General features: G+C 63.5%; 11 protein-coding genes. 5 read left to right on the top strand and 6 right to left on the bottom strand.

Translation table 11 applies throughout. The annotated features are described in order from the left end of the window. Positions 1–16: 16 nt before the first annotated feature. Positions 17–253, bottom strand: a complete 237-nt coding sequence (locus ABD059_RS12520) for a PLDc N-terminal domain-containing protein (protein WP_343880500.1) — start codon at positions 251–253, stop codon at positions 17–19. Positions 254–340: 87 nt separating this feature from the next. On the opposite strand from ABD059_RS12520, the gene ABD059_RS12515 reads away from it, so the two are divergent. Then, on the top strand, positions 341–2,707 hold the full coding sequence (locus ABD059_RS12515) for a phosphoketolase family protein (RefSeq protein ID WP_343880498.1): 2,367 nt from the start codon (positions 341–343) through the stop codon (positions 2,705–2,707). A 25-nt stretch (positions 2,708–2,732) separates the two neighbouring features. Here the strand turns inward: ABD059_RS12515 and ABD059_RS12510 are convergent, their stop codons facing one another. The 4 genes from ABD059_RS12510 to ABD059_RS12495 all read right to left on the bottom strand — a co-directional run bounded on the left by ABD059_RS12510 (position 2,733) and on the right by ABD059_RS12495 (position 6,169). Continuing rightward, complete coding sequence (locus tag ABD059_RS12510) at positions 2,733–3,584, bottom strand: universal stress protein (RefSeq protein ID WP_343880496.1); 852 nt, start codon at positions 3,582–3,584, stop codon at positions 2,733–2,735. Positions 3,585–3,590: 6 nt separating this feature from the next. Beyond that, positions 3,591–4,034: a universal stress protein gene (locus tag ABD059_RS12505; protein ID WP_343880494.1), complete on the bottom strand. Its 444-nt coding sequence runs from the start codon at positions 4,032–4,034 to the stop codon at positions 3,591–3,593. A gap of 93 nt (positions 4,035–4,127) precedes the next feature. Continuing rightward, a complete protein-coding gene (locus tag ABD059_RS12500) occupies positions 4,128–5,780 on the bottom strand; it encodes a SulP family inorganic anion transporter (protein ID WP_343880492.1) in 1,653 nt (550 codons plus the stop codon). Continuing rightward, the gene (locus ABD059_RS12495) at positions 5,777–6,169 is read right to left on the bottom strand and encodes an ArsR/SmtB family transcription factor (protein ID WP_343880489.1); all 393 of its coding nucleotides are present in this window, start codon (positions 6,167–6,169) and stop codon (positions 5,777–5,779) included. The genes ABD059_RS12500 and ABD059_RS12495 overlap by 4 nt, the downstream gene beginning before the upstream one ends. 140 nt (positions 6,170–6,309) lie before the next feature. Here ABD059_RS12495 and ABD059_RS12490 point away from each other — a divergent pair, with 140 nt between their 5' ends. The 4 genes from ABD059_RS12490 to ABD059_RS12475 all read left to right on the top strand — a co-directional run bounded on the left by ABD059_RS12490 (position 6,310) and on the right by ABD059_RS12475 (position 11,279). After that, on the top strand, positions 6,310–8,802 hold the full coding sequence (locus ABD059_RS12490; protein ID WP_343880487.1) for an HAD-IC family P-type ATPase: 2,493 nt from the start codon (positions 6,310–6,312) through the stop codon (positions 8,800–8,802). Positions 8,803–8,875: 73 nt separating this feature from the next. After that, a complete protein-coding gene (locus tag ABD059_RS12485; RefSeq protein WP_343880485.1) occupies positions 8,876–9,334 on the top strand; it encodes a universal stress protein in 459 nt (152 codons plus the stop codon). Next, the gene (locus ABD059_RS12480; RefSeq protein WP_343880483.1) at positions 9,331–10,380 is read left to right on the top strand and encodes an NAD(P)-dependent alcohol dehydrogenase; all 1,050 of its coding nucleotides are present in this window, start codon (positions 9,331–9,333) and stop codon (positions 10,378–10,380) included. Before ABD059_RS12485 ends, ABD059_RS12480 begins: the two co-directional genes overlap by 4 nt. Continuing rightward, positions 10,377–11,279, top strand: coding sequence for a universal stress protein (locus ABD059_RS12475; protein WP_343880481.1), 903 nt, complete (start codon positions 10,377–10,379; stop codon positions 11,277–11,279). The genes ABD059_RS12480 and ABD059_RS12475 overlap by 4 nt, the downstream gene beginning before the upstream one ends. Here the strand turns inward: ABD059_RS12475 and ABD059_RS12470 are convergent. Next, positions 11,230–11,679 (bottom strand): pyridoxamine 5'-phosphate oxidase family protein, encoded by a 450-nt coding sequence (locus tag ABD059_RS12470; protein WP_343880479.1) that lies wholly within the window; start codon positions 11,677–11,679, stop codon positions 11,230–11,232. The two genes, ABD059_RS12475 and ABD059_RS12470, sit on opposite strands and share 50 nt — an antisense overlap. Positions 11,680–11,786: the final 107 nt, after the last annotated feature.

Here is an 11,786-nt window from a genome sequence, read left to right as displayed (position 1 = left end):
TTACCACCTACGCGGACTAGCGGCGGATTCCCTTGACGAAGTAGAGGACCGGGCCGATGAAGTTGATCGCGATGATCGCGGTCCACACCAGCTTTGGCCCGTTGACCTGAGCAGCAGGTCGTTTGGCCAGGTCAGCCCACGCGGTGGCCGCGAGTGAAAGCTGGATAGAACCCAGCACTAGGGTGACAGTCTGCTGCCGGGTGGTGAGGTCGCTCCATTTCCGGCACTTCTTGCCTCTGTGTTTGGTATCCATCTGCCCACCGTAGCCTCAGCGACTACCGGCGGATAAGGGCCTTTCGGCACTGGATCAGGTGCCGTTCGAAGGCGCAGGCTTGAATTCATGAGCCAGCAGCCGGTATTGAGTCCTGCCCAATTATCGAACATCCACGCCTGGTGGCGTGCAGCCAACTATCTTTCGGTGGGACAGATTTACCTGATGGACAACCCGCTCCTGCGGGAACCACTCCAGCCCGAACACATCAAGCCCCGGTTGCTCGGTCACTGGGGGACCACCCCGGGTCTGAACTTCATTTACGCTCACCTGAACCGGGCCATCATGGCCCGCGATCTGGACATGATTTACATCATGGGACCCGGCCACGGTGGTCCGGCGGCGGTCGGGTCGGCCTGGCTGGAGGGGACGTACAGCGAAACGTACCCTGATATTTCCTGGGATGGAGCCGGGATGCGGCGCCTCTTCCACCAGTTCTCCTTCCCTGGCGGCATCCCCAGCCACGTGGCACCGGAAACTCCTGGCTCAATCCACGAGGGCGGCGAGCTGGGGTACGCCCTGTCCCACGCCTACGGGGCCGCATTCGATAACCCGGATCTGACCGTCGCGGCGATCATCGGCGACGGAGAAGCGGAGACCGGCCCGCTCGCGGCCAGCTGGCACTCCAACAAGTTTGTCGATCCCCGACGGGATGGGGCGGTGCTGCCCATCCTGCATCTGAACGGCTACAAGATTGCCAACCCCACGGTCCTGGCCAGGATCAGCCATGCAGAACTGGACGGCCTGCTACGCGGTTACGGGCACACCCCGTACTACGTGGAAGGCTCCGACCCGGAACAGATGCACCAGGACTTCGCCCGCGTGCTGGATACCTGCCTCGATGAGATCCGGGACATTCAGAGCCGGGCACGCACCGAGGGAGAGACCGAGCGGCCGCTGTGGCCCATGATCGTGCTGCGCTCGCCGAAGGGCTGGACCGGGCCCGCCGACGTCGACGGCGTCAAGGTGGAAGGCACCTGGCGCGCGCACCAGGTGCCCTTCAGCGGCGCCCGCGAGAACGCAGGGCACCGCGAGATCCTGGAGAAGTGGCTGCGGAGCTACCGGCCGGAGGAACTGTTCGACGACGACGGCGTCCCGGTTCCCGCCATCCGCGGCCTCCACCCGGCAGGCTCGCGACGGATGAGCGCCAACCCCCACGCCAACGGGGGGATTCTGCTCCGGGACCTGCAGATGCCAGACTTCCAGGACTACGCGGTTTCCATTGGATCTCCGGGAACCGGGGCCGTCGAATCGACGAGGGTGCTCGGCACCTTCCTCCGGGACGTCATGACCGGGAACATGAAGTCCTTCCGGGTCTTCGCCCCAGACGAAAACAACTCCAACCGGCTAGACAATGTGCTCGAAGCAACGGACAGGGCCTGGAACGCCAACGTAATCCCCGGTGATGATCATCTCGCGAGGGACGGGAGGGTCATGGAGATCCTGTCCGAGCACACGTGCCAGGGCTGGCTGGAAGGGTATCTCCTCTCCGGCAGGCATGGTTTCTTCTCCTGCTACGAGGCGTTCATCCACGTGGTCGATTCGATGTTCAACCAGCACGCCAAATGGCTGAGCACCACCAACGACATCCCGTGGCGCCGGCCCGTCGCCTCGTTGAATTACCTGCTGACGTCCCACGTCTGGCGTCAGGACCACAACGGTTTCTCGCACCAGGACCCCGGCTTCATCGACCATGCGGTCAACAAGAAAGCCGACGTGATCCGCGTGTACCTCCCGCCGGACGCCAACACGCTGCTGTCAGTCGCCGACCACTGCCTGCGCAGCCGCCAGTACGTGAACATCATCGTGGCAGGCAAGCAGCCCCAACTGCAGTATCTGGACATGGAGTCAGCAATCCAGCACTGCATCAAGGGCGTTGGTATCTGGGAGTGGGCGAGTTCCGACGCAGGGCAGGAGCCCGACGTCGTCATGGGTTGCGCCGGCGACGTGCCCACCATGGAGACCCTTGCCGCCGTCGAAATCCTGCAACACCATTTCCCGGACCTGCGGATCAGGGTAGTCAACGTGGTGGACCTGATGCGGCTCCAGGACCAGGGCAGCCATCCGCACGGGCTCTCCAGCGTGGAGTTCGATGCTGTGTTCACCCAGGACAAACCCGTCATCTTCGCCTACCACGGCTACCCGTGGCTGATCCATCGGCTGACCTACCGGCACACAAACCACAACAACTTCCACGTGCGCGGGTACAAAGAAGAGGGCACCACGACCACGCCGTTCGACATGTGCGTGATGAACCAGATTGACCGGTTCAATCTGGCCATCGACGTCATCGACCGGGTGCCCCGGCTCCGGGATGTTTCCTCCCATGTCCGCGAAGAGCTGAAGGACAAGTTGATCCAGCACCATCAGTACATCAGGAGGGCTGGTGAGGATCTGCCGGAGGTCAGGAACTGGCAGTGGACGGGTGGTTCCTAGCTGGGTGGGGCCAGCTCTGGATGTTCTAGGTTCGGGGGCGCCGGGAGATCAGAATGTTCCCCTTGGCATGATGAAGAATGGCTTGGGCTGTTGACCCCATAGCACCCAGGAAATTGCCCTGCCCCGTCTCGCCTACCACCACGATCCGGGCGGACTCGGCCGCTTCCAGGATGGTGCCGGCCACCGAATTGCCAGTCTTCAATACGGATTCGATTTCCACGCCCGGGGCGGCGGTGCGGGCTCGGAGCTCGGCGGCAGCAAGGATCTGCGTGGCTTTGACATCCGAATCGAGGTCGGAGCGGTTCCGCCCGAACAGCCGGATGTCGTCGCGCACGTGGATGAGCTTAAGCGGAGCGTTCCATAGCGCAGCGAGGGCGATGGCGTCGTCCAGCGCGGTATCGCTCTTCGGGGAGCCATCAAGGCCCACCAGCACTGATCCGGTTGCCTCGGTGTGCTCACGTACCACCACCACAGGACAGGACGCCGTGTTAGCGAGTTTGAGGCTGACCGAACCGACCAGCAGCCCCATGAATCCACCCAGTCCGCGGCTTCCGAGCACCACCAGGTGGGCGTTGCGTGACATCCGATCCAGGATTGCCGATGAAACCCCGGAGATGAGACTCGACTTCAGGTCCAGCTCTGGAGCGAGACGTCGCGCTTCGGCTTCCCCCTCTGCAACGATCGCCTCCGCCGCATGCCTCAATCCGCTGTTAGCTACACCCTCGACCGGTCCCAGATCGTCAGTGAACAGGGGCCAGATCCAGCAGTGCACCAGATGGAGGGTGCAGTGTTCCAGCATCGCCTGCTCCACCGCCCACTCGAGTGCGGAGCGGGACTGAGCTGAACCGTCGTAGCCAACAACGATGCTGTTCTTCATTCATTACTACTTTCTTGAGGAGGGTGGTGTTTCAGGGCCGTGGGCGATCAGCACCGGACAGGAGGCATGCTCGGCGACAGCGGAACTCACTGACCCCAGAAGCAGTCCGACAAATCCGCCGTGTCCCCGGCTTCCGACGATCAGCATCTGAGCGGCACGACTCTCATCAATCAGCACTCCGGCTGGTGGGCCCTGCCGGGTCAGCGCGGTGACATACGTGGGCGGTTCACCGTCGAACGCCGTGTCCAACGCATTGGACACGATGGTTTTGGCAACGCTCTTTGGATCCCACCCGGAGACCGGGAATTCGTAGTAGGTGAAGGGCACCTGCCAGGCGGCGATGGCCCGGATCGAGGTGGCGACGGTTGGCACAAGCCGCGCCGCCCACTGCAATGCGAGAACCGACGACGGTGAGCCGTCGACTCCGACGACGATGTACGTGTCTTCCATGGCTGCCCCTTTTGTTGTCCTCCCACTATGAAGTGGCAGGTCGGCCAGAGCCAGAGACTTTGGTCCCGGCCTTCGATCCTACGGGACGCCACATCAGGAAGTGGTGGCCGGCGCCTCCCGGTTTCGGGCGACGTGGCTGCGGGCATGTTCCACTGCCGGTTCCAGGGCAGTGAAGAGGTGGTTGTGGTGACGCAGAGATTCCAGTACGCCAACCCTGGTGATGAGTCGCAGATGACGATCCTGAACTCCCTTGACCAGAACCGTGATGCCGCGGCGCTCCAGCGTGTTGACTAGATCCGCGATCACCCTTGCCCCGGTCGCATCCAACGACTGCAGTTGAGACATTCGGATGATCACCACTTCAACGTTTTCGATGTCGCTGACCCGCTCCAGAACCCGTTCCGCAGCCGCAAAGAAGAGAGCTCCCTCGATCCGGTAGACGGCGATCCTTGAGTCGCCGTCCTGGGCGGGACCGGAGATTTCCTCCCGGTGCACCCCGCCGGACTTCACCAGGGCGCGTAGGGCGAAGAAGGCGGCCACCAGCACGCCGATTCCCACCGCCTGGATCAGGTCGAAGGAAACCGTGACGGCTGCTGTCACGATCAAGACCACCGTGTCTCCGCGGGTTGAGCCCACCACACTGCGCAGGGTAGAGAGCGAGACCATCCGGACGGCCGTCACCATCAGTACTCCAGCGAGAGCCGCCAGGGGAATGCGGGCAACGGGGCCGGTTGCGAGGTAGACCACAAAGAGCAAAACGAAGGCGTGGGTGATTGCCGCGAACCGGGTGCGCCCTCCCGAGCGGATGTTCACGGCTGTGCGGGCAATTGCGCCGGTGGCGGGCATACCGCCGAAAAACCCGGACGCCACCGATGCCAGGCCCTGCCCGAAAAGCTCACGGTCGGCGTCGTAGGAGCCAGTGTCCGAGATTGAGGTGGCAACCCGAGCGGAAAGCAGAGACTCGATCGCCGCGAGGATGGCGATGGTGGCTGCCGGTCCGGTCAGTGCAATCACCAGTCCCCAGTCCCAGCCCGGCACCGTGGGTGCTGGTAGCGAATCGGGGAGGGCTCCGATCCGCGCGACCGGCATGGCCAGCAGCTCGGCCATCACACTGGCCACAATGATGGCGATGATGGAGCCAGGAATGCGATGGTGGAGCAGCGGCGCACCGATCATGATGAGAGCCACCACCGCAACGAGCACAATGGCTGCCAGGAACTCGGTCGTGGAGGCGGCGCCTGCGGCCTGGAGCGCTGAAACGGCCGCATTGCTGCTTGGCCCCGCGTCCTCACCGATGGCGGCTGGCACCTGCTGCAGGAAGATAATGATGGCGATGCCGAGGGTGAAGCCCTCAATGACGGGCCACGGCAAGAACGAGACTACGCGTCCCAGTTTCAACACCCCCGCAGCGACCACCATCACCCCGGCAAGGACGCTCACCAAAGCCAGCGCCTCGATCCCCTGCGATGCGATGACTGGTCCCAGCACCACGACCATCGCGCCGGTAGGACCGGACACCTGAACGTGGGATCCTCCGAAGACTGCCGCCACCAGACCCGCTACCACCGCGGTGATGAGACCACTCGCCGCGCCCGCGCCGGAACTGACCCCGAACGCGAGCGCCAACGGCAGCGCCACAATCCCGACCGTCAGGCCAGCAAGGAGGTCGCCCCGCCAGGTTCGGGGCAGCTCCGCATAGTCCCGCACTGAGGGGAGTAGCGCGCGGACTGTCGGGAGGACTCTCATCTGCTGTCCCGGTTGACCGTCGTGGCTCCGGTGTCTGTCGAGTACTCCAGGTCTTCCTTCGTGGCACTGAGCACATTCTGCAGGAGTCCACGTGCTACCGCGAGCAGTTCCGCCGCCAGGGGGTCGGCAAGGGTGTAGAACTGCTGAAGCCCGCGCCGCTCCGACTTCACGAGTCGGTAGCGTCGCAGCACCGACAGGTGCTGGGAGAGATGCGAGGCCTCTAAGCCTGTCGCCGACAACAGTTCCGACACTGAGACCTCGGGCGCGGCGGAGAGGAGTTCCAGGACGCGGATCCGGACCGGATGAGCGAGTCCCTTGAAAAGATTCGCCTTCACTTCGTAGAGGGGTGCGCGGAAGTCGGCGAACTCTGTTCGAGAATTCTGGTTCATTGGCACTCACTCCAACTATTTGATGATTTGATCATTCTATCATTCAGTACGGGTACAAAGACTCTTACTCAGCTGAGCCGTCATAGTCCACACTGGAGGAAGCTGCTGCAATCCTGCTGTGCTGACAAGAGAGGTACCCCATGGGAGCAGCTGACGTACTGGGTCACCGCGACAAAGGCCATTCCGGCCCCAGGCACCTGGCGCAGGCCGCCGAACGGACCGGGCTCTCAGCCGCCGACGTCGCTGTCCGTGTCGAATCCGGACTGACCAACAACGTCCCGGATCAATCGAGCCGAAGCCTCTGGGATATCTTCAGAGCCAACGTTCTGACCCTCTTCAACGCCATTGTTGCCGGCAGCTTTCTGCTGCTCCTCTTCCTCGGACAGTGGCGGGATGCGCTCTTCGGGTTCGCTGCAGTCGGCAACGCACTCATCGGCGTCATACAGGAGTTCAAGGCCAAGAAATCCCTTGACCGTCTTGCGGTTCTGAACGCCCCACGGGCGAGGGTCCTCAGGGACAGTACGGTCCAGGACCTCGACGTCAGAGACGTCGTCAAGGACGACATCCTGGTACTCCGCGCCGGGGATCAAATCCCGGCCGATGCGGTGATCCTCGAGGCCGAAGGTCTCGAGATCGACGAGTCTCTACTGACCGGAGAATCAGAACCTGTCGACAAGGTGATCGATGATGAGGTGTTGTCCGGATCCAGCGTGGTGAGCGGGCAGGCATGGGCGATAGTCAACCGAGTCGGCGCCGACTCCTTTTCGAGCCGTCTGACCGCCGAAGCCAAACGCTTCTCCCTGGTCCACTCAGAGATTCGGCAGGGCCTGAATCAGGTCTTGCGATGGATCACCCTCGCGCTGCTGCCCGTGATGGCCATTGTGGTCAACGGTCAGATGCAGAGCCAGGGAGGATGGGAACAGGCGATCACCACCGGCACCTGGAGGACAGGGGCAGTGGGCGCCGTCGCCAGCGTTATTGCCATGATCCCCTTGGGCCTGGTGCTCATGACGAGTGTCGCCTTTGCCGTCGGAGCCGTGCGCCTGGCCCAGCAGAACGTGCTCATTCAGGAGTTGGCGGCTGTTGAGGGGCTGGCCCGCGTGGACGTCCTGTGCCTCGACAAGACAGGAACGTTGACCGCGGGGAAGATCATTTTCGATGAGGTTCACACCATTGGAGTCGTCCCCCAAGAGGGGTGGAAACAGGCTCTTGGCTGGTTCGGGGCAGACCCGAACGCCAATGCCACTGCCCGGTGTCTGGCTGAAGCCTTCGACGACGACGGCTCGCTCAGGCCCGCCGCGACGGTACCGTTCTCCTCTGCGCGGAAGTGGAGTGCGGTCAGTTTTCCCGACGGCGTTCCACCAGCCGGGACGTGGCTCCTCGGGGCCCCGGAGATCGTGCTCGACTCGAGCACCCAGAGCACCCAGAGCACCCAAGAGGCACTGGACGCGGCCGCTCGTCTTGCTGGCTCCGGTCTGCGCACCCTGGTGCTGGCCTATGCGCCCAGCCCTCCGTCGATCCAGAATGACGATGACGCTGTGCTGCCAGCCGATCCCACCCCGGTGGCCCTCCTGACCTTTCGTGAGCAAGTCCGGTCAGACGCCGCCCAGACGCTCGCCTACTTCACGGAACAGGGCGTCTCGCTGAGGATCATCTCCGGAGACGACCCCCGAACTGTCGCTGCCGTTGCCCGAGAGGTGGGCGTGGCTACGGACGGAGGCTTCGATGCCCGGGAGCTTCCCGAAGACCCCGAGGAGCTGGCCGAAGTAATGCAGCACCACACGGTCTTTGGCCGGGTGACGCCGGCCCAGAAGAAGGGCATGGTCATGGCCCTGCAACGGCGCGGGCACGTCGTGGCAATGACCGGCGACGGGGTCAACGACGCGCTCGCCTTGAAAGAAGCCGACATTGGTGTCGCCATGGACTCGGCCGCCGCAGCGACGAAGGCCGTCTCGCGACTGGTGCTGCTGGACGGTCGGTTCGACCGGCTCCCGGGCGTCGTCGCCGAGGGACGCCGAGTGATCGCCAATATCGAACGCGTATCGATGCTGTTTCTGGCCAAGACGGCCTACGCGGTCATTCTCTCGATAACATTCGGAGCGCTGCTCTGGGACTTCCCATTCCTGCCCCGGCAACTGTCGGCCACTGACGGAATCACCATTGGAATTCCTGCGTTCTTTCTGGCGCTGATGCCCAACACGCGCCGTTATCGCAGCGGATTCTTGAAACGCTCCCTGTCCTTTGCCATACCGGCAGGGTTGATCATCGCGCTCGCCGTCGTCGCGATCAACGCCTACTCCCGGTGGACAGGCACCGGCACCACCGCCGAGGTACGAACCGCAGCCGCTCTGGTCTTGGCGTTGATCGCCCTCTGGGTGTTGGTTGTCCTGTCACGTCCGCTGAACCGCTGGCGGGTGCTGATCATTGGAGCGATGTTCGTGGGGCTGGGCCTGGTGCTGACGGTGCCCCTGCTCAGCGACTTCTTCGACTTCACCGTGCCCGGGTGGAACCATCTCCTGGCGTCGGGCGTCGTCGCACTTCTGGGCGTAATAGCTATCGAAATCCTGTTCCGGCACCACCGCCGTCTCCTTGCCGCGCCCGATGACACCCCAGAACGGGCCCTAAGACCCTAACGCTCACGAGCAGGCGCGGGTGAGACTGATGGAAGCTGCTGCAACCTTGCCGCGCTGACACGGGAGGCACCTCATGGAAGCATCTACCTCACCCCGCATCGTCGTCGGAGTTGACGGCTCCGAGCAATCGATCGCCGCGCTGCGTTTCGCCCGGAAAATTGCACCACCATTCAACGCAGTGATCCAGGCGGTCAGCACCTGGGATTACCCGCCAGAGTACGCCGGCTATGTGCCGATGGGTAGCGACAATTTTGAGGAGATCACACACAAACACCTCGATACTGCGGTCGAGTCCGCGTTCGGGGATGACCCGCCCGAGGGATTGGAAAAAATAGTGCTCTTTTCCCATCCATCGAAAGGGCTGGTCAAGGCGGCCGAAGGAGCGGTGATGCTCGTCCTCGGACGCCGTGGGCACGGTACTTTCAGAGGGCTGCTCATGGGGTCAGTCAGTGGCGCCTGCGTGGCTCACGCGAAATGCCCCGTCCTCGTCGTCGAGGGCGCAGCCGGTGAAATGCCGAAGGACCACGCGTGAGGGCGCTGCAGTACCGCACGGTGGGATCGGCGCCCGAACTCGTCGACATTCCCACCCCAGTCCCCGGTCCTGGAGAAGTCCTGCTACGCGTTACTGCGGCAGGTGTTTGCCATTCGGACCAATTCATCATGGATCTTCCCGAGGAGCAGTACATCTATGGTCTGCCGCTCACGCTCGGCCACGAGGGCGCAGGTACCGTCGAATCCTGGGGTGCCGGGGTAACCGGGCTCCAGGTGGGGGACTCCATGCTTGTCTACGGCCCATGGGGTTGCGGCCGATGCTATACCTGCGCCCAAGGCCACGAAAACTACTGCGAGGTAGCAGCAGCGCAGGGGATCGCACCCCCGGGCCTCGGTGCACCGGGCGCGATGGCCGAGTTCATTCTCGTCGACGACCCCCGGCATCTGGTGCCCCTCGGTGACCTCGACCCGGTGGCCAGCGTGTCGCTCACCGATGCCGGCTTGACCCCGTACCACGCCATCAAGCAGAGCCTGCCGAAACTGGTCCCAGGCTCGACTGCTGTGGTCATCGGTGTCGGTGGGCTCGGACATGTCGGTGTCCAGATCCTTCAGGCGCTGAGCGCGGCGACCATCATCGCTATTGATACGTCCGAGCAGAAGCGCGCGCTAGCGCTCGACGTCGGCGCTGACCATGTGCTGGCCCCCGGGGAGGAGGCCGAAGCACAGATCCGCACCCTTACCGGTGGCAAGGGCGCCACTGCGGTTTTTGATTTCGTGGGTGCTCCCGTCACTACAGGTTTCGCCTCACGGGTGGTCGCTATCGGTGGGGACATTGCCATTGTGGGGGTCGGGGTGGGCACCGTCGACGTCGGCTTCTTTTCCACCCCGTGGGATGCTCAGGCCCGCGCCCCCTACTGGGGATCCCGGGCGGAGCTGATGGAGGTGGTGGAACTGGCTCGAGTGGGCAAGATCCATGTTGAGTACGAGCAGTTTTCCCTGTCCGATGGACCGACCGCGTATGAGCGGCTCCGCGCCGGAACGCTTCGAGGCCGTGCGGTCATCGTCCCAGAAGGGGCGACTTCGTGACCGACGCGACAGGCGCTGAGCTTGTCGAGGAGCGGCCCATCGTCGTCGCCTTCCGGGATGAGTTGACCGGCCCGGCACTCCTACGCTGGGCCGTGAAGCGTAGCCTGCAAACGGGTCAGCACATTACGATGCTGCATGCCATCCCCGACCCGTCACTGGTGCTCCCCGTGGCGGCGGGTGGGGCTCCGTACGGAAGCCTGATCGCTGCGGCTCGACAAGAGCTCGATGAGGAGTCCAGGAAGGTATGCATCGACTATCCCGACGCCCATGTCACGGCCAACGTGCATTGCGGCGACATCGTGGACGCCCTGGTGAGCCTCTCCGAGGATGCATCACTTCTCGTTGTTGGTGCTGACCGGCTGGACGGAAAGACGGGCGAATACCTCGGATCCGTTGGGCAGCAGGTTGCCCTTGGCAGCACCTCACCGGTAGCAGTCATCCCGCGGGATCGCAGCACCAGCGTTGGCTCCGGTGGAGCCGACGACGGCGGCGACGTGGTGGTGGGTGTCGATGGCTCGGCGGAATCACATGACGCGCTGCGCGTGGCAGCCGCCGAAGCCAGCCGATCGGGTCACGGGCTCAAAGTCGTGACCTCGGCGACAGAGATTACCGCTGACGAAACCAACGCGACCACTTCGGTGCTCGAGCAACTCAATGAGGCGTACCCGTCACTCACCGTCACGAGGGTCGTCGATGAGGAGCGGGCTCCCGTGGAATCTCTCCTGTTCCACGCCGCTGACGCGTTCCTGCTGGTGATTGGGCGGCACGGTCGCGGTGCCCGACCAGGAATTATGCTGGGCTCAGTGACTCACACGCTGTTGCTAGCCCCGCCGTGCCCCACCCTGGTTGTTACTCTTCGCTCGCTACCGGCATCCGCTCCAGCTGGGGGGCCGGCATAACGTCGAAGCTCCGACCGGTGATACTCGTGGGCACTATCCGCATGAAGCGGTCTTTCCGGCCGGGCTCCCACGGGTGCAAAGGAAGGTGGATCGTGGACATCAGTTCGGCGGTGCGCTGAATGGTCGAGGCATTCCCCTTGATGACCACGCTCCAGGCTCGTGACCCGTCCTGCAGGACACCATCGGCCTCGAACGCGACCGGAGCGCCTTCGGCCGCCCGTTGTTTTGATCCCTCGGAGGTACGGAACACCAGCGTTCCGTGGTCCACCTGCGCATTAATAGGGTAAATCTCAGGCTGCCCCTCGACGCATAGGGCCATCCGACCGTAGGCGATCCCGCGCAGTAGCTCCCAGCAGGTGTGGGCCGGTAAAACGGCCGTGGGTGTATCCTCGGATTCCATAGCCTGACAGTATGGTCGGACGGCGCGCACCACTAGGGCCGGAAGACCTATTCTGCCGGGTCGGCCCCGGAATAATCCTCAAATTCAACACGACCATGAATCGAAGA

The sequence above is a fragment of the Arthrobacter flavus genome, assembly GCF_039526005.1.
GTDB lineage: Bacteria > Actinomycetota > Actinomycetes > Actinomycetales > Micrococcaceae > Arthrobacter_D > Arthrobacter_D flavus.
Note: the sequence above shows the minus strand (reverse complement) of the source record. Positions and strands in the feature narration are given on the sequence as shown.